A 17,996-nucleotide genomic window follows, 5' to 3' on the forward strand; every position below is an offset into this window, starting at 1 on the left:
GTCAGCGGCGGGCCGCGTAGGACTGCAGGGGCAAGTTGTAGGTGAGGTCGACGGCGGTCTCCACGGCCTCAGCCATGCCCAGCCGTCCTTCGGTGACCAGGCGCGCCAGGTATCCGGCGTCGATCCGGCGGGACAGGTCATGGCGGGCCGGGATGGAGGCCAGCGCCCGGGTGTCATCGACGAAGCCGCTGGTGTTGTAAAACCCGGCCGTTTCGACGGCGGACTCACGGAAGCGCCGCATCTGTTCGGGGCTGTCCAGGAACCACCAGGGGGCGCCGAGTTTCATGGCGGGATAGCAGCCGGCGAGCGGCGCGAGCTCGCGCGAATAGACAGTCTCATCTGTGGTGAAGGCGATGAAGCGGAAGTCCTTGTTCATGCCGAAGCTCTCCAGCACGGGCCGCAGGGAACGGGTGAACTCCACGCTGACGGGGATGTCGAAGCCCTTGTCCGGACCGTAGGAGTCATAGACGCTGTGGCAGTGGTTGCGGAGCACCCCGGGGTGGAGCTGCATCACCAGTCCGTCCTCGACGGACATCCGGGCCATCTCGTACAGCATGCTGCCGGAGAAGGCCTGCGCCTCCTCGGCGGTCGCTTCGCCGCGGGTGGCTGCAGCGAAGATGCGCTGTGCCTCCGCTGCCGGCAACGGGGTAGTGTCAGCGGACAGGTGGCCGTGGTCGGTGGCGCGGGCGCCGGCCTCGACGAACGCATCACGGCGCTGCCGGAGGGCGGCCAGGAAGCCGGCATAGTCCGCCACCTCCACGCCGGAAACCTCGGAGAGCGTCCGGATTTCGTCCTGCCACCGGGGATGGTCGACGTGCAGCAGCGAGTCGGGACGGAAGGTCGGAACAATCCGGCCCGGCCCCAGTTCGTCGCTGAGTTTGCGGTGGGCGGACAGGTCCGACAACGCCGAATCTGTGGTGGCCAGGATCTCCACGTTGAAGCGGTCGAGGATGGCCCGGGGACGGAACGGTTCGGTCTGGAGCAGGGCTGCGAGCCTGTCATAAAGGACATCGGCGTTCTCGGCGGACGGCTGCAGCGGGGTGTCGAAAACCACCGCCAGCTCGTGTTCGAGCCAGTACCGGGTGGGCGTTCCGCGGAACAGCTTCCAGTTCTCGCAGAAACGCCGCCAGATCAGGCGGGCGTCCCGCTCCGCGAGCGCTGTGTCCTGCCGGTTCGGCACGCCCAGCTCGGCCGGCGTATAGCCCTGCGAAACCAGCATGCGCACCAGGTAGTGGTCCGGAATCACCAGCAGTTCGGCGGGATTCCCAAAGAACTCGTTGTCCACGAACACTTCGGCTTCGACGTGGCCGTGCATGGAGACGATCGGCAGGCCGGCGACTGTGCTGTACAGCTCCCGGGCGATGGACCGCGTCGTTGGATCGGCAGGAAGGGCCCGGTCCGGATCGATGGCCCATGCAGTGGCATCACTCATGTAATTCGCCTCTTCTATGAAACAAAATGCAACAAATGTTTGGGGGTTGAACTGTTACCAATATGCATGGCGGGTCGGGATAAAGCAATGAAAACCCGGCAATTGTCGGGAAGCTGAACATCCCGGCGGGCCGGCTCAGATGATTTTCGTTGCAGCCTATTGACAGATTACTGCAAACGGTTGCAGGATGTGACGTGCCGCACAAAGCGGCAGTTTAGCGAAATGTTAGGTGAAGTACGCATGAAGGGTTCCATTACCGTCCGCGACGTGGCGAAGGCGCTGGGCGTGTCGCCGTCGACAGTGTCCCGGGCGCTGTCGGCCTCGGACCTGGTTGCCCCGCGCACCCGCCAGCAGATTATCGACAAGGCGCGGGAGCTGGGGTACGTCCCGAACAACGCCGCCCGCGGACTCGCCACCGGACGCAAGGGGACACTGGGCCTGGTGGTGCCGGATCTGGAGAACCCCTACTTCGCCTCGGTCACCAAGGGGGTCCAGGCCAGGGCACTCGCCGCCGGTTACTCCGTCTTTGTCGCCGATTCGGACGAGGACAGCCGCGTGGAGCGTGAGCTGGTGGGCAAGCTCAAGCCGCAGGTTGACGGACTCATTCTGTGCTCGTCCCGGATGCCCGACGCGGACCTCGCCTCACTCGTGGACGGAATCCCCGTGGTGCTGATCAACCGGCGCATGCAGGGCCTCCCGGATATCACCGTCAATGACCAGGAAATCGTCCGCCAGGCGCTGGAGCATCTGCATGCCTTGGGGCACCGGAAGGTGGGCTACGCCGGTGGCCCCACCGGCTCCTGGTCGGACCAGCAGCGCCGCCGGGGCATCGAACAGGCCGTCCCTGGCCTTCCCGGGCTTGAGGTGGTCTCCCTGGGGTCGTTCGCGCCGGTCTTCGGCGGCGGACAATCCGCCGCAGACCTCGCCTTCGCCGCCGGCCTCACCGCCGTCCTGGCCTACAACGACCTCGTGGCCCTGGGCGTCATCGCCCGGCTACATGCCCGGGGTATCAGTGTCCCGGAGGAGATGAGCGTGGTGGGCATCGACGACATCAACGCCGCGACCCTCGTCTCCCCCGCGCTGACCACCGTCCGGGCGCCCCTGCGCAGGGTGGGCAGCGCCGCCGTCGACCGTCTGGTGGACAGCCTTGACCCCCACTCCGTGCCCCGCACCGCCGAATACCTTCCCATTGAGATCGTTGTCCGGCAGTCCACATCTGTAGTTCCGTCCGCTATCCGTGAGCGTCCGTCCGGCAACGTTGCCGAACGCAATGAAAGGAAATCCCATGCGAGCATCTAGAAGAGTCCAGTGGGCTGCAACCCTCGGCGTGGCCGGGCTGCTGGCCACGGGTTGCGGCGCCCCCGGGAGCGACAACGCCTCCGCCACGTCGCTGTCCGCGGGCAGCGTGCCGGAGAAGCCTTCCAAGGCCGTCACCCTGAACATCCTCGACGTCGCCGGAAACAAGCAGCTGACCGGTGCCATCTTCGACCAGTTCGCCAAGGACCACCCGGACATCATCTCCTCCGTCACCTGGGAGACCGCCGGCGCCCCGGACATGGCCGGCAAGGTCAAGGCACAGCAGCAGGCCGGGAACCTGAAGATCGACCTGGTCCTGACCGGCACCGACGGCCTGGCTGCAGGCATCAGCGAGAGCTTGTTCGCGCCGGTGGCAAAGGATTACAAGGACCGGCTGGGGAACATGGCCAACTACCAGGAGCCCGCGGCGGCGATGCAGAAGCTGGCCGAGGACCAGGCCGTGGAGCTGACCTACTACCCCTCGGGACCGCTGCTTGAATACAACCCGGACAAGGTCCCCAACCCGCCCACCACTGCGGAGGAGCTCCTGGCCTGGGCCAAGGACCACCCGGGCCGCTTCGGCTACGCCCGCCCGGCCAACTCCGGGCCCGGCCGCACATTCCTCATGGGCCTGCCCTACATCCTGGGCGACTCCGATCCGAAGGACCCGGTGAACGGCTGGGAGCAAGACCTGGGATTACCTCAAGCAGCTTAACCAGACCGTCTCCTCCTACCCGACCGGCACGGGCGTGACCATGAACAACCTGAAGAACGGCACCTGGGACATGGCCCTGACCACCACGGGCTGGGACATCAACCCCCGCGCCCTGGGCCAGGTTCCGGAGAACTTCAAGACGCAGGCGCTCAAAAACTTCACCTGGGTCACGGACGCGCAGTACGCCGCCGTCCCCAAGGGTGTCTCCGCTGACAAGATGGCGGCCATCCTGCAGGTGCTGCAGTACGCACTGACCCCGGAGCAGCAGGCCAAGACCTTCGACACCGGCTACTTCTACCCCGGCCCGGCCATCAAGGACGTCACCGTCGACCTCGCTCCGCAGGCCAGCAAGGACGTCATCGCCAAGTTCGGCCGCCCCGAATACGACGCCCTCATCAAGGACAACCCCAAGGCCACGCCGATCGACGCCGCCGCCCTGGTCAAGGCTTTCGACACCTGGGACACGCAGGTGGCCACCGGAAAGGTTGAGCAAAAGAAATGAGCATCCACGCCACGAGTTTTGAAACCCTCGAGCTGGACAATGTGGCCCGCTCCTTCGGCGGGCAGAATGCCCTCCGGAACCTCAACCTCTCGATCCGCAGCGGCGAGTTCATCGCACTGCTCGGACCTTCCGGCTGCGGCAAGTCCACCGCCCTGAACTGCCTGGCCGGCCTGCTGCCCCTGACCGGGGGCCGCATCCTGATGGACGGCAAGCAGATTGACCAGCTGCCGCCCGAGAAGCGCGGCTTCGGCATGGTCTTCCAGAACTACGCCCTCTTCCCGCACCTCAGCGTGGAAAAGAACATCGCGTTCGGCCTGGAAATGCGCAACGTGCCCAAGGCGGAGATCAAGAAGCGTGTCGCCGAGGCCATCGAGCTGGTCCAGCTTGGTCCGCACGCCTCCAAGCTGCCGGGGCAGATGTCCGGCGGCCAGCAGCAGCGGGTGGCGATCGCCCGCGCCGTGGTGCTGCGTCCGCCGCTGGTCCTCATGGACGAGCCGCTGTCCAACCTGGACGCAAAGCTGCGCCTGGAGATGCGCACCGAGATCCGCCGGCTGCACCAGTCGCTGGGTCTCACCACGCTCTACGTGACGCACGACCAGGAGGAAGCCCTGTCCCTGGCTGACCGGCTTGTGGTGCTGCGCCTCGGCGAGGTGCAGCAGGTGGGCACCCCGCAGGAGCTCCATGAACACCCGGCCAACTGGCACGTCGCGGACTTCATGGGCTACCGCAACCTGCTCGAAGGCGTCGTGGAGCGGGCCCACGGCGGGGCCGTGACCGTCTCGGTCCTCGGTACCACCGTAACCGGCTCGTCCAAGGAAGCGCTCCGGGCCGGCGACGCCGTCAAGATCGGCCTGCGACCGGAAGACTTCGACATCGCCCCGGCAGGCTCGGCTCCCGCCGGCCTGGCCAGCATCGACGCCATGGTCGAAGTGGTCGAATACCAGGGCCGCGAGTTCGCCGTGGAGGCCAGGTCCGACGCCGGGAAGCCGCTGCACGTGCGCACGCACCGCCACGTGGAGCCCGGCCAGCGGGTCACCCTGACGGCGTCGCAGGACCGTGTGCTGGTCTTCCCCGCCGAGCTGGCGCCGCCGGTAAAATCCGCTCCCGAGTTTGAGGCGGCGGCGCTGTGACAGTCACCGGGCAGCGCCCGGCCCGGGGGAAGCAGGACGCCGCCAATCGTCCCGCACTGTCCCACCGGCTGGCCGAACGCGGAATCGACAAGCTCCTTCTCCTGCTGGTCCCGGCGTTGCTGTTCGCCCTGGTGCTGTTCGTGTATCCGTTCGTTTACGGCCTGGGCCTGTCCTTCCAGCCCAAGACCGGCGGGCTTTTCGGCGCGTACGTGAAGTTCTTCACGGACCCTTCGGTCAGGGGCATGGACTCGATCTGGGTCACGCTGCAATTGGCGCTCCCGGCGGCCCTGCTGAACGTCCTGGTCTCGGTTCCCCTCGCGTATAAGATGCGCGGGAAGTTCCGCGGCAAGCGGGCCCTGACCACCGTCCTGGTCATCCCGATCACGCTCGGGACCGTTCTCACGGCCGAGGGCCTGCTGAACTTCTTCGGCCAGCGTGGCTGGCTGAACCGGTTCCTGGGCGTCCTGGGTTTTGAGCCCCTCCAGCTGGTCCAGAACTACTGGGGCGTGCTCTGGTCGCTGATCATCTCGGGGTTCCCCTTCGCGTTCCTGCTGATCCTGTCCTACCTCTCCGGCATCGATCCGTCGCTGGAGGCGGCCGCCCGGACCCTGGGCGCGGACTGGAAGCAGCGTTTCCGCCGGATCACCCTCCCGCTGCTGGCGCCCGGCCTGGCCATCACCTTTTGCCTGACCTTCGTCCTGGCCTTCAGCGTCTTCCCGTCGGCCATCCTGGTCGGTGATCCGTCCGGGTCCACGCGCGTGATCGCCTACGTCGCGTACAACGCCTGGGGCCAGCAGTTCGACTACCCGCTCGCATCCGCCGCGGCCATCATCATGGGCGTCGTGGAACTGATCGTCATCATCCTGGTGCTGATCTGGCGCTCCCGCATGTACAAAGGATCCACCGGAGGTAAGGGCTAATGAGCGTTGCACTGAAACCGAAAACGGCCGCCACCCCGCGGGCCGCCAAGCGGCCCCTGGCGTCCTCCCCGGGCACGTTCCTGATCTGGGGAAGCATGGCTGTGTTCCTGCTGCTGCTCCTGGGCGTCGTCTCCTCCGTGGTGGTCAACTCCTTCGCCAAGGAATGGTTCGACACCTGGCTGCCCTCCGGCTACACCCCGGCCTGGTACGCGGACGCGTGGAAGGAGTACGACCTCTCCCAGGTCATCGGCACCACGCTGACGGTGTCCGTCGCCGTCGTCGGCATCTCCGTCCTGATCGGAGCACCTGCCTCCTACGTGCTGGCCCGCCGGAGCTTTCCGGGCAAGAGCCTCCTGATGCTCGTCTTCCTGCTCCCCATCATGATGCCGCCCATCACCTACGGCATCCCGCTGGCGACGCTGCTGACGTACTACCACCTCGCCCCGGGCCTGACCGGGGTAATCCTGGCCAACCTGGTCCCCTCCATCCCGTTCGTCATCCTGACCATGACGCCGTTCATCGAGCAGATCAACCCGTCAATCGAGTCGGCGGCGCGGATGTGCGGCGCCAACATGCTGCGGCTCTTCACCAGGATCCTCGCACCGCTCCTGGTGCCGGGCATCCTCGCGGCCGCCGTCCTGGTGCTGGTCCGCACCGTGGGCATGTTCGAACTGACCTTCCTGACCTCGGATTCGACGTCGGACACCCTCGTCGTTGCCTTGTTCACGGCCATGACCGGTGCCGGCATCCGCGCCCAGCAGTCGGTGGACGCGATGGCCGTGGTCTACATGCTCATGATGATGGTCCTGCTGGTCGTGGCCCTCCGGTTCGTCAATCCCACCCAGCTTGTTTCGCAGGTCCGGGAAGAGACCGACTGACCAGTAACCCGTCCGCGCCCTCCTCCCCCGGCTGAAAGGCCCATGATGTCTGCAATTACCCTCACGGACCGCCTGTCGCTGGCCACCTTGGCTCCGGCGGCGGAACGCCCCGGCGTCTCCGGCCCTGCCGTGAATCCCCGCGCGCTCAGCACCGGGATGGTCCACTTCGGCGTCGGCGCGTTCCACCGCGCGCACCAGGCTGTCTATACCGAGGACGCCGCGGCGGCCTCAGGCGACACCCGGTGGGGCATCCTTGGCGTCACCGGCCGTTCCGCGAAGGTTGCGGAACAGCTCGGCCCTCAGGACGGCCTTTATTCAGTGCTGACGAAGGCCAGGGACGCCACGTCGCTGCGCGTCATGGGGTCGCTACGTAAAGTGGCGTTCCCGGGAGTCGATTCCGAGGAAGTGCTGCGGACGCTGGCTGCCGAGACAGTGCACCTAGCGTCTCTGACCATCACCGAGAAGGGCTATCCTCGGACCCCTCAGGGCTCGCTGGATCTGGCCAGCCCGGCGGTGGCCGCCGATGTTGTAGCGCTCAAGGCCGAGCTGTCGGGCGGCGGCTTCGCCGGCGCTGCCCGGACCCCCCTCGGCCTACTGGCGCGTGGCCTGGCTCGGCGCCACGCCACCTCCGGCGCCCCGTTCGCGGTGGTGTGCTGTGACAACCTGATGTCCAACGGCAGCGTTACCCGCGGCCTGGTGCTCGCCCTGGCGGAAGCGGCCGGGGCCGGACAGATGCTCGAGTGGCTGGACACCGCCGTCACGTTCCCCTCCACCATGGTGGACCGGATCGTGCCGGCGACAACCGAGGCAAACCGCCGGGAAGCCGAAGGGATGCTGGGGCTCCGGGATGAAGCTCTGGTGGTTGCAGAGCCGTTTGGCCAGTGGATCATCGAAGATAATTTCAAGGTCCCCCGGCCGGCATGGGATCGCGCCGGAGCCGTCGTGACCGCCGATGTCGGTGTCTTCGAGGTCGCCAAGCTGCGGATGCTTAACGCCACCCACTCCCTGCTGGCCTATCTGGGTGCCCTGCGCGGGTACCGGACGATCGCTGAGGCCGTGTCCGCCGAGGGACTGGCCGAGGAGGCGCGCCGGCTGCAGCGCAATGACATTATCCCCACCTTGACCGCCCCGCCCCGCACCGATCTGGCGGACTACGGCGAGTCAATCCTGGAGCGTTTCGCCAATCCAAACCTCGGGCACACCACCATCCAGGTGGCTATGGACGGGTCGCAGAAGCTGCCGGTGCGGATTCTCGGAACGGTTATCGACCGCTTGGCCGCGGGGGAAGTTCCGCAGTCCGGCGCCCTGCTGGTTGCCGCCTGGATGGTATTTGTCTACCGCGGACGGGACGTCAATGGCCGGCCCCTGGTTTTGGACGACCCCGTTGCGGACATGCTCCGCGCAGCCGCGGCCGGCTCCGAGGCCGGACTTGCTGACCGGCTCCTGGCCGTCCGGGAGATCTTTCCTGCAGAGCTTGCCGACCACCCGGAGTTCCGGGCGGCGGTGGCTGAGGCGGTCCGGCAGCTGCTGTCCGAGGTGCCGTAAACCGGGAGGCCGAGGTTCCCCTTTTGTCCGTGCCCTTTTACGGAACCCTTTAGCCGTGCCCTTTGCGGAACCCTTTAGCGGCGCCCTCTAGCGGGTGACGAACTCCGCGTTGGAGAAGGCCACGCCGAGCACGACCATCACCAGCACCGTGATGGCGATCGCGACGTAGCCAAGAACCAGGCCGGCGATGGCGAGGCCCTTGCCGCCCGGTTCGCGTTGCAGGGCCAGGTGGCCGAGGACGACGGCGGCCAGCTGTGGAAGAACGAAGAAACCAAACCCCATGAAGGCCGCGATGCCGCAGCACAGGCTCGCGATACTCAGGGCCCTTGGCACCGGCGGGGCGGCGTAATACTGGGGCTGGCCGTAGCCGTTTAGGTACGGGCTGGGCTGCGGGGGCCCATAAGCGCCATAGCCGCCGCCCGGCTGCCCGGGCGGGCCGAGGTGCGGGGCGGAGGGCGGCATCGGCGGGATGTGGCTGTCGGGCCGACCCGATGGCTTGAATACCGGCGCCGGGTTCCACTGCGGCTGGTAACCGCGGTGCGACTCGTCCTCCCCGTACCTGTCCTGCTCGGTCATCGACATCCCCCTTACGTGTGTCCGTCCAGCGTACCGCCGGGGCGTTTTCCTGTCCGGACGTCGGACGTCACCCCAGCTTCGATTCCGGCCCAATCATGTCACCGGGCCGCGTCGTCTGGCATGCTGGAGCCATGGCTAGCCGCGCGGGCACAGTTGCCCAACCCCAAGACCTTGTTGATCTCACTGCGCTCCTGGACGCGTACTACGACGTTACGCCGGATTTGAACGACCCCGGCCAGCGGGTGGTGTTCGGCACTTCCGGGCACCGGGGCTCCAGCCTTAAAGCGTCGTTCAATGAGCCGCATATCCTTGCCATCACCCAAGCGATTGTGGAGTACCGCCGGGGCCAGGGCATTACCGGACCGCTGTATCTGGCCAAAGACACACACGCGCTGAGCGAACCGGCCCAGAACTCTGCCCTGGAGGTCCTGGCAGCCAATGGCGTCCACGTGCTGATCGATGCCCGCCACGGCTACACGCCAACCCCGGCCCTGAGCCACGCAATCCTGACCCACAACAACAACTCCCCTGCCGGTGCGCCGCAGGCCGACGGCATCGTGGTGACACCCAGCCACAACCCGCCCGGCGACGGCGGTTTCAAGTACAACCCGCCGCACGGCGGCCCGGCCGACAGCGACGCCACCGGCTGGATCGCCAACCGCGCCAATGAACTCCTCGAGAACGCGCTGCGCGGAGTCAAGCGGGTTCCCATCGCTGATGCCCTGGCCGCGGACAGCACCGGGAAGTTCGACTTCCTGTCCAGCTACGTTGATGACCTGCCCTCCGTGCTGGACCTCGACGCCATCCGCGACGCGGGCGTCCGCATCGGCGCTGATCCCATGGGCGGCGCCTCCGTGGACTACTGGGGCGAAATCGGCGAGCGCCACCACCTCAACCTCACGGTGGTGAACCCGACCGTGGACCCGCAGTGGGCCTTCATGACGCTGGACTGGGACGAGAAGATCCGGATGGACTGCTCCTCGCCGTCCGCGATGGCCTCGCTGATCAGCCGGATGGCCGCCGGGGCGGACGGGTCCGCACCGTTTGATGTTGCCACCGGGAACGACGCCGACGCCGACCGGCACGGGATCGTTACGCCGGACGGCGGTCTGATGAACCCAAACCACTACCTCGCCGTCGCCATTGATTACCTTTACCGGAACCGCAGCGGGTGGAACCCCCAGTCGGTGGTCGGCAAGACCCTGGTGTCCTCGTCGATCATTGACCGGGTGGCCGACAGCCTGGGCCGCAAACTTGTTGAGGTCCCGGTGGGCTTCAAATGGTTCGTTCCCGGTCTGCTGTCCGGGGAGGGCGCGTTTGGTGGCGAGGAATCCGCCGGTGCTTCCTTCAACAAAAAAGACGGCAGCGTCTGGACCACGGACAAGGACGGTATCCTGCTGGCATTGCTGGCCTCGGAAATCACGGCCGTCACCGGCAAGTCCCCCTCGCAGCTGTACAAGGGCCTGACCGACAAGTTCGGCGACCCCGTCTACGCGCGTATCGACGCCGCCGCGACGCGAGAACAGAAGTCCGCTCTGGCCAAGCTGTCGCCGTCGGACGTTACCGCGACCGAACTGGCCGGCGAAACGATCACCGCCAAGCTGACCGAGGCGCCGGGCAACGGCGCGGCCATCGGCGGCCTCAAAGTGGTGACGGAGAGCGCCTGGTTCGCGGCCCGCCCGTCCGGCACGGAGGATGTCTACAAGATTTATGCCGAGTCATTCAAGGGCGAGGAGCACCTCAAGCAGGTGCAGGCCGAGGCCAAAGCCCTGGTCGACGGAGTCATTTCGTAGCCGCCCAGGCGGTTGTAGCCGCTCAGGCTGTTTGTTCCTCGCGCAGGCTGGTTGCCAGCACCGACCGGTCCCGGCCGAGCGTTTTGGCCCGGTAGAGGGCGGCGTCGGCCGAGTCGATCAGGGCTTGCAGGTCGACCCGGCCGGGGCCGGTCGAGGCGATCCCGTAGCTTACCGTGGGAAGCTTCGCCGCCACGTTGGGTTGTTCTTCCTGTAGCCGCCGGCTGATTATCGCGGCCATCTCTCTGGCCCGTTCGGGGCTCACGCCGGGAAGGAGCAGGATGAACTCCTCACCGCCGTAGCGGCCGACGAGGTCAGTGGAGCGGACGGAGGCCGTACACGCCGCGGCGAAGGTCTGCAGCGCCGCGTCCCCGGCCGCGTGTCCGTACTTGTCGTTGACGGCCTTGAAGTGGTCCAGGTCGGCCAGGACGATGGACGCCGTGGTCCGGGCACCGCTCAGGCGGCGCAGCTCGTTCTCGGCCAGGTCCAGGAACGCGGTGCGGTTCAGCAGCCCGGTTAGCCCGTCGACAGTGGCGCGGGCGCGGAGGTCACGGGTCAGCTGTTCGTTGCTCACCTCGGCCATGGTGAAGGACGCGAGCACCAGGATTACCGATGTCAGCAGCGTGGTCACCACGGAGCCAAAGTAGGTGACAAAGACCGGCCCTTCTTGGCCGTCGAGGAGAAAGGCGATCAGGCGGCCGAGGTAGAAAAGTCCCAGCAGCGCCGAACCGTAAGCGAGGGGCCGGTGCACCCTTGAGTAATCGGGGTCGAGCCGGAAGAGTTCGCGCGAGGACAGCCCCAGCATCAGGGCCATCAGCCCCAGCATCACCGCACCGCCGGACCAGTTGTTCGTCGCGGGATGATCCATCACGGAAACGACCCCGGTCACCACCGGTCCTGCCAGCAAGGACCACAGCTTGGGACTGGTCCTCCGTAACGACCTCGCCCCAGCCCACATCGCCCCGGCACCGCCGACAAGCAGGGTGTTGCCCAGCGGATTCGCCCAGCTCTGATGCACCGTTCCGTCGAGCAGATAGGACGCGGATCCGGTCAGGAAGAGCAGCAGAGCGGAACACCACCAGCCGCTGTAGGACGAACGCGTGCGCCGGAAGGTGATGAAGTAGAACAGGCACAGCAAAGTCAGCGTCACGATGGCGAGGGCGACACGCAGGGTGGAAGTGTCAAGCATCATCCGGTGGTTCCCCCAGCAATCACCCAGTGACCCCGGTATCCATCGGTGTCAGACTCTCAAAGTTGACCCCAGTATTGCACCTTGTTTGCACCTCGGGCGGGAAATGAAGAGACTCATTCACATTGCAGCCCTCCAGAGCTTTAGCACGCGCCGGCTGGCATGACCGCCGTCGGGCGCCATGTCCACCAAGGCGACCCGGTTCAGGACCAGTTTTTCGCCTGCCAGCGGTGCCTTTCCGCCGCGATGGGAAACATGGGGACGGTACCCGCTCCGGGTGTAAGCCGGGGTCGAGACCCGCCCCGGCAACGCTTCCACCACATCAACCAATGCTTCGTGAAGGTGCTGAAGTGCGGCGCTGGGTTCGATCAGGCTGACCGGCACGGACCCGCCGCGGCCGAACCCGGCCCCGCCGCCGACGGTCAGCGAACTGCCCAGGAATGCCCGGACCGGCGCGTCCATGAGCCCTGCCACCGTTTCGACGACGGGGTCACGGTGGCCTTCGCCGTCGGCGCCCCCCTCGCTATCGCCGTCGCCGGGCGGGAGCGGATCGACGACGTCGAACTTCACCAGGGTGATGTGCAACGGCCAGGCCTCGCGGGGGAAGTCCGTCCCCTCGGTGACCGGTTCCAGGAAGGCCACCACTATCAGGTTCCGCATGGGCTCAGTTTGCCACTGCCCGCCGAGGCGCGCCCCGCACGCCTGCAGCGCTAGACGGTTTGCACCACGTCTTCGTAGGCGAACTTGGGCTTGGGGGCGCCCCAGGCGTTCTCGGCGGGCTGGCCGATGTTAACCACCATGAAGCTTTTCTGGCCGCCGCGGGGGAAGAAGGCGGCGTCGATCTTGCCGAAGTCGGCGCCGGTCATCGGTCCCGCCGCAAGCCCGAGCGAGCGGACCGCCAGGATGAAGTAGCCGGCCTGCAGATGCGCGTTGTTGTTGCCGGTAGCCGCGGCGAGCTCCGGGGAGGCGTCGTACATGGCCTTTGGCGCGCCGTAGCCGGGGAGGAAGTTGTCCCACTGCTCGTGCCAGGCCGTGTCGGTGCTGAGGATAGCAACCAGCGGCGCGGACGCCGTCTTCGCACGGTTGCCAGCGGAAAGTGCCTCCACGAGGGTCGCCCGCGCGTCGTCCGAGCGCACGTAGGTCACCCGCAGCGGCTGGGAGTTGAAGGCGGTGGGACCGAACTTCGTGAGTTCATAGATGGCGCGGGCCTGCTCGTCCGTGACGTCTCCGGTGAAGGCGTTGGCAGTGCGTGCCTCGGCAAAGATGGCGTCGACGGCTGCGGCGTCGATTACTGCTTCTTCATGGGCGATCGTCATTCTGGTCTCTTTCCCTGGCTCGCCCGGTCCCGGGCGCGATTGGTGTTGTCTCTGGTTCAACCGGGGCCGGCCGCGGCTGCTTCCCCGCGCGGCGCGTGACCTCGACCACAGGCGTTGCACCCCTAACCAAAGTCCCGGCTCACGCGTCCTCCGCGAGCCGGGCCATCCGGGCGCTGTCGCCTCGGTACATGGCCGCATGATCATTGAGTTCGGTCCGTCCGGTCTCGGCCGCACGTCTGTCAGAGTATTCGGCAAGTTCAAGAAGCCGAACTGCAAGGGTTTCGAACACCTCCCGGTGCGTAAACGGGCGGCCGTACACCGCTATGAGGTCATTGAGGCGGGGAAGTTTCTCCGCTGCCTCCGGTTCGCCGGGTCCTGTTCCACGGATCAACGGGACCAGCTGGTAAGCCAGGTAAGCGAAGTCCCAGATCCTCGGGCCGGGTGAGGCCGCGTCGAAATCAAAGACACCGGCAAGCTTCCGGTCCTCGAACGCCATGTTGTACGGGGCGAAGTCGTTGTGGCAGACCACTTCAATCGGTTCGTGGCTCGCCAGCTGCCAGGTCAGCCGGGTGCGGACCAAATCAACGCTGGCGTCATGGAACTGCCGGAGCAGTTTCCCAGCCTCCGCGAGGATCGCTGGGTGCCAAACCCACGCCGGCAGCGGATACTGCACGGTCTCGCCCGGCAGAAAGGAAAGGACTTCGCGGCCCAGATCGTCCAGGCCTGCGGCCACCGGAACGCCGGTGACTCCGGCAGCGTGCAGTGCGTCCAGCAGCGCGTGCACGGCCGGCGTCCACGGTCCGGAGTTCCTGCGTACGGTATCCCCAACCCGCACCACAACGCTGGAATTACCGCCGGTCAGGATTTCTTCGTTCGCCACCGAACCAAATCTAGAGCACGGAGGGCGCCGGTTCAGCGCGTCCGGCCCCGCCGACGTCGATCTCTTCCGGGAATACCGTCCAGCTCCTCAGCGGTGACAGGATGACCGGCAAAGCCGAGGATGCCGCGATCAAAGCTGCTGTCCAAAGTACAGGTGCCTCTCCAGCAAGAAGCGCCAGGTAGCCACCCGTGAGACTGGCAACCGGCATCACGCCCAGGGTGACCAGGCGGTTTGTGGACATGACCCTGCCCGTCAGCCCGGGCGGGATAAGCCGGGGCAGAATGCCGGCTCCCGCCAGACCGGTCAACACCACGAAAAAGGACCAGCCGAACCCTGACAAGCCGACCCAGAAGACGGCCTCCAGTCCCATGGAAGGGGCTGCCGGAACGAGGACCATGCAAGCCGCACCGGCCAGCCCGGCGATGATCTTCGTCCTCCCGATTCCCAAGCGGCTGGTGACGCCCGTGGCCAGCAACGAAGCCAGCAGGCCACCGGCGGCGGACACGGTACCAAGGGCCAGCACCTGGTCGACCGATAGGTGGAGAGTCTTGAGAATATAGACGACCTTCGCACCAGCCCCCCACATGCCGGCCGCGTTGAGCAGCGCCACTGAAACCATCAGTGTCCGCACAAGGGGGTGCTTGAGCGCGAACGACGCGCCATGGCCAGCCTCGGCCCAGAAACCGGCGGGACCCGCGGACGGGGCCTTCTGCGGTTCGGGCAGCCAGCAGGTTACGGCGGCCGAGAATAGGTAGGCCACACCGGAAATGACCAGAACCACCGGCAGAGCCAACACCCTGATGAGCACTCCAACTAGTCCAGGGACCGTAACCGCCAGCCCACTTTGGACGGCCTGGATATGGGCGTAGCCCCGGCCGAGCTGCTGACCGGCTAGGAGTGTAGGCATTACCGCCGAGTGGGCAGCGGTAAAGAAGACGTCGGCAGTACTGACGATGGCGGCAACGAGGAACAGCTGGCAAAGGCTCAGGGATCCCCACGCAAAAGCCAGGGGTACCGTCAGCACAGCAACCGCCCGGACAAGGTTGGCGCCGATCAGGACCGGCTTCCGGCGCCGACGGTCCACCAGGACGCCCGCCGGCACGCCCATGAACAAGAAAGCGGCCATGCTAAGGGCGTTGAGGATGCCAGCTTATAAGGCGCTAGCGCCAAGGACAGCCACCGCGACGACGGGCAGCACTGATCGGACGACGTCGTCACCAATCCCGTCGCCGATGGTCGCTATAAAGAGGCTGCGAAAAGGGCCACGGAGAAGTACCCGGGCAGGATCGGGGCCTCGGTCCTCCCGGTTCCGGCCGGAGCGGCTATTCTTGGTATCGCCAGCTTTGCGTAAGGTCACACCTGACAGTGTCAGGTTAAGCCTGACGCTGTCAACGGCGCCCGAAGGAGTATCAATGCACAAGCACGACCCGGAACGCCCTTTTTGCTCCTTCTGCGGTCTCGGGCCAGCCCCCGACCGGCGGCTCGTAGCGGGTCCGGGCGTCTGTATCTGTGAACAGTGCGTGGCGAAAGCCCGGCAACTGCTGGGCGCGCCCGACGCTGCAACCACTTCGGACCGTTCGCTCGGGCCGGCTTGGGACCGTCTAAGCGATGCCGAAATCCTCGAGCACCTGCCGGAGGTCTCGCGCGTGGGTGCGCAGCTCGATGATCAGCTCAAACGCTGGGTGCTCGCAGCAAGGGAGCGGAGTATCAGCTGGTCCCGGATCGGCGAGGCATTGGGCATCACCCGGCAAACCGCCTGGGAACGGTTCAAAACCATGGACTGAGCCAGCGGCAATAATTGACGCTTCCGCAGTTCAGGAATTCCGGAGTTACCGGGAGTTCGCGGGGTCGCCAAATTATCAGCCCCGGACTGACGCCGACGTTAGGCGGCTGCCGCAATTATTGTCATAGGTCTGCGGCAGGATTGGTTCATGGGAACCAGCGCAGCGGTCACCTTTTCACCGGCCACCCGGCCGGCGAGTGATGGCCGATGCGCCCCGCCGCTGGAGATTGGGCCGACGACTCCATTGTTGGATGATGTGCTGGGCCAGTTGCGTGAGCTGACGGCAACCGCTGCCACGGACACCGCGGGGCTGGGCTTCCGCGCTGCGGCGGCGTACGCGGGGCAGATCGAGGAAGCCGGCCGTGCCCTGGAGTACCTGCAGGTTATGGCCGCCGGCGCGGTGGACCGGACCCGCACGTCCGCCCCGGACGCGGTCCCGGCCGGGGAAGACGGGTACCGCCGGACCGAGGACTTCCTGCGGGACCGGCTGCAGATCAGCGCCGCCGAAGCGCACCGCCGCCTGTCCCTGGCCCGCACCGTGCTGCCGCGCACCGGGATCACCGGGGACCGGCTGCCTGCGGTGCATGAGGAACTTGGGGATGCGTTCGCTGCCGGGGACGTCCCGACCCGGTCAGCGACGATTATCAACCAGGCGTTGGAGCGGGTCCGGCCGCTGTGTGATGCGGAGACCGCGGCGCGGATGGAACACTCCCTGACCTGCGCCGCGGCCGAGCATGACCCGGACTTCCTGTCCCGTCTGGCCCGGCGCTGGTGGACGGCATCGACCAGGACGGCGGAGAACCTTCCGAGGAGCTCCTGCGCCAACTTCAGGGCGTGTTCATCCGCCGGCCCCGCCACGGGTTGCAGCACCTGGAGATCTTCGCGACCAACGAACAGTTCGAACACCTCCTCACCGCAATGAACACCGCCACCAACCCCCGCACCCCCAACCCCGCCACCAGTACCAAAGAAACGGCAGGAACCGGCACCCGGGCGGCAACCGGCACCGGCACCCCGGCAACCGGCACCGCGGGCGCCGCGACAGGAGGAGCTGGCACCGCTGGCGCCGTTGGGGCTGGGTACGCAGGTGACCGGGCCGAGCAGGATGTGTTCGTTCCGGGTCTGGACTGGCGGTCGCGGCCGCAGAAACTCCTCGACGGTCTTGTCGGCGCTTCCAAAGTCGCCCTCGCCTCCGGCGGGATGCCCGCCACCGGCGGACTCCGGCCCCAGGTCATGGTCACCATCGACTACCGTGACCTCCTCGACCGCCTCCAAAACACCACCACCAATACAGCTGCCGACACAACAGCCACAGCCGGGACAACCGAGGCGCCGGGAGCCGGTGACGGTAACGCGTTCACCTTCGGCAACAGCGGCACCACCAACGCCGGTGACGGTAACGGATTCAGCTTCGGCAACAGCGTCACCACCACCAACGCGGAGAGCGGTAACGGATTCAGCTTCGGCCAAGGCTTCGGGTGGGACACCGGCCAAAGCGCCGAGGGCGGTAAGGAATTCAGCTTCCGCAACGGCGGCAACACCACCGGCTTGGGGTCCCGGGTCAGCTGCGGCGGGGCCGGGCCGTTAGGGTTCACCGGAACCGGGACCCTGGCGTTCACCGGACCTGTCACGGCCTCAACGATCCGCAAGATCGCCTGCGACGCGGACATCATCCCCGTCCTGCTCGGCTCCCAAGGCCGGGTCCTGGACATCGGCCGCGCCAGCCGGGTCTTCCCGCCCCACATCCGCAAAGCCCTCACTGCCCGCGACCAGGGCTGTACCTTCCCCGGCTGCACCATCCCCGCGTCCTGGTGCGAAGCCCACCACATCACCTACTGGTCCCGCGGCGGCACCACCGGAACCGACAACGGAACCCTGCTCTGCTCCCACCACCATCACCTGATCCACAAAGAAGCCTGGACCATCCAACTGCGAAGCGGCGTCCCGTGGTTCATCCCGCCACCCCACCTCGACCCACGCCAAACACCAAGACAAAACCACTACTTCCGCTCATGACGGCAGCTGGCGGGAAAGCGTCTTAGAG

General features: G+C 66.6%; 17 protein-coding genes and 1 pseudogene. 11 read left to right on the forward strand and 7 right to left on the reverse strand.

Annotation, left to right across the window (positions count from 1 at the left end):
- Nucleotide 1: 1 nt before the first annotated feature.
- Nucleotides 2-1,432, reverse strand: coding sequence for a glucuronate isomerase (gene uxaC / locus QFZ61_RS03155; protein WP_307033239.1), 1,431 nt, complete (start codon nucleotides 1,430-1,432; stop codon nucleotides 2-4).
- Between the two features lie 240 nt (nucleotides 1,433-1,672).
- Here uxaC and QFZ61_RS03160 point away from each other — a divergent pair, with 240 nt between their 5' ends.
- Genes QFZ61_RS03160 through QFZ61_RS03190 form a run of 7 tightly spaced genes read left to right on the forward strand, consistent with a single transcriptional unit; the run spans nucleotide 1,673 to nucleotide 8,418 of the window.
- On the forward strand, nucleotides 1,673-2,731 hold the full coding sequence (locus tag QFZ61_RS03160) for a LacI family DNA-binding transcriptional regulator (RefSeq protein ID WP_307033242.1): 1,059 nt from the start codon (nucleotides 1,673-1,675) through the stop codon (nucleotides 2,729-2,731).
- On the forward strand, nucleotides 2,718-3,443 hold the full coding sequence (locus QFZ61_RS03165; protein ID WP_307033243.1) for an extracellular solute-binding protein: 726 nt from the start codon (nucleotides 2,718-2,720) through the stop codon (nucleotides 3,441-3,443). The genes QFZ61_RS03160 and QFZ61_RS03165 overlap by 14 nt, the downstream gene beginning before the upstream one ends.
- A 40-nt stretch (nucleotides 3,444-3,483) precedes the next feature.
- Entirely contained in the window at nucleotides 3,484-3,945 is a 462-nt protein-coding gene (locus QFZ61_RS03170) for a hypothetical protein (RefSeq protein WP_307033245.1), read from the forward strand.
- The gene (locus QFZ61_RS03175; protein WP_307033247.1) at nucleotides 3,942-5,075 is read left to right on the forward strand and encodes an ABC transporter ATP-binding protein; all 1,134 of its coding nucleotides are present in this window, start codon (nucleotides 3,942-3,944) and stop codon (nucleotides 5,073-5,075) included. The genes QFZ61_RS03170 and QFZ61_RS03175 overlap by 4 nt, the downstream gene beginning before the upstream one ends.
- Entirely contained in the window at nucleotides 5,072-5,995 is a 924-nt protein-coding gene (locus tag QFZ61_RS03180) for an ABC transporter permease (protein WP_307033249.1), read from the forward strand. Before QFZ61_RS03175 ends, QFZ61_RS03180 begins: the two co-directional genes overlap by 4 nt.
- The gene (locus QFZ61_RS03185) at nucleotides 5,995-6,873 is read left to right on the forward strand and encodes an ABC transporter permease (protein WP_307033251.1); all 879 of its coding nucleotides are present in this window, start codon (nucleotides 5,995-5,997) and stop codon (nucleotides 6,871-6,873) included. Before QFZ61_RS03180 ends, QFZ61_RS03185 begins: the two co-directional genes overlap by 1 nt.
- 42 nt (nucleotides 6,874-6,915) lie before the next feature.
- Nucleotides 6,916-8,418, forward strand: coding sequence for a mannitol dehydrogenase family protein (locus QFZ61_RS03190; RefSeq protein ID WP_307033253.1), 1,503 nt, complete (start codon nucleotides 6,916-6,918; stop codon nucleotides 8,416-8,418).
- 87 nt (nucleotides 8,419-8,505) lie between these two features.
- On the opposite strand, the gene QFZ61_RS03195 is transcribed toward QFZ61_RS03190, so the two are convergent.
- Nucleotides 8,506-8,994, reverse strand: a complete 489-nt coding sequence (locus QFZ61_RS03195; protein ID WP_307033255.1) for a DUF4190 domain-containing protein — start codon at nucleotides 8,992-8,994, stop codon at nucleotides 8,506-8,508.
- A 131-nt stretch (nucleotides 8,995-9,125) separates the two neighbouring features.
- On the opposite strand from QFZ61_RS03195, the gene pgm reads away from it, so the two are divergent.
- Nucleotides 9,126-10,787, forward strand: coding sequence for a phosphoglucomutase (alpha-D-glucose-1,6-bisphosphate-dependent) (gene pgm, locus QFZ61_RS03200; RefSeq protein WP_307033257.1), 1,662 nt, complete (start codon nucleotides 9,126-9,128; stop codon nucleotides 10,785-10,787).
- 22 nt (nucleotides 10,788-10,809) lie between these two features.
- Here the strand turns inward: pgm and QFZ61_RS03205 are convergent, their stop codons facing one another.
- The 5 genes from QFZ61_RS03205 to QFZ61_RS03225 form a co-directional block, all read right to left on the reverse strand.
- Nucleotides 10,810-11,976, reverse strand: a complete 1,167-nt coding sequence (locus tag QFZ61_RS03205) for a GGDEF domain-containing protein (RefSeq protein WP_307033259.1) — start codon at nucleotides 11,974-11,976, stop codon at nucleotides 10,810-10,812.
- A gap of 117 nt (nucleotides 11,977-12,093) precedes the next feature.
- Entirely contained in the window at nucleotides 12,094-12,633 is a 540-nt protein-coding gene (locus QFZ61_RS03210) for a 2'-5' RNA ligase family protein (protein WP_307033261.1), read from the reverse strand.
- Nucleotides 12,634-12,683: 50 nt separating this feature from the next.
- A complete protein-coding gene (locus tag QFZ61_RS03215) occupies nucleotides 12,684-13,289 on the reverse strand; it encodes a malonic semialdehyde reductase (protein WP_307033263.1) in 606 nt (201 codons plus the stop codon).
- 139 nt (nucleotides 13,290-13,428) lie between these two features.
- Nucleotides 13,429-14,169: a phosphotransferase gene (locus tag QFZ61_RS03220; protein WP_307033265.1), complete on the reverse strand. Its 741-nt coding sequence runs from the start codon at nucleotides 14,167-14,169 to the stop codon at nucleotides 13,429-13,431.
- A gap of 10 nt (nucleotides 14,170-14,179) precedes the next feature.
- Nucleotides 14,180-15,313 (reverse strand): MFS transporter, encoded by a 1,134-nt coding sequence (locus QFZ61_RS03225; protein WP_307037971.1) that lies wholly within the window; start codon nucleotides 15,311-15,313, stop codon nucleotides 14,180-14,182.
- 268 nt (nucleotides 15,314-15,581) lie between these two features.
- On the opposite strand from QFZ61_RS03225, the gene QFZ61_RS03230 reads away from it, so the two are divergent.
- From QFZ61_RS03230 to QFZ61_RS03240, 3 genes and pseudogenes are all read left to right on the forward strand, one after another.
- Nucleotides 15,582-15,953: a ClpX C4-type zinc finger protein gene (locus QFZ61_RS03230; protein ID WP_307033267.1), complete on the forward strand. Its 372-nt coding sequence runs from the start codon at nucleotides 15,582-15,584 to the stop codon at nucleotides 15,951-15,953.
- Between the two features lie 147 nt (nucleotides 15,954-16,100).
- On the forward strand, nucleotides 16,101-16,874 hold the full coding sequence (locus QFZ61_RS03235; RefSeq protein ID WP_307033269.1) for a DUF222 domain-containing protein: 774 nt from the start codon (nucleotides 16,101-16,103) through the stop codon (nucleotides 16,872-16,874).
- Between the two features lie 221 nt (nucleotides 16,875-17,095).
- Nucleotides 17,096-17,968 (forward strand): annotated as a pseudogene (locus tag QFZ61_RS03240) (HNH endonuclease); the annotation flags it as partial.
- Nucleotides 17,969-17,996 lie beyond the last annotated feature (28 nt).

The sequence above is a fragment of the Arthrobacter sp. B3I4 genome, from assembly GCF_030816855.1.
Lineage (GTDB): Bacteria > Actinomycetota > Actinomycetes > Actinomycetales > Micrococcaceae > Arthrobacter.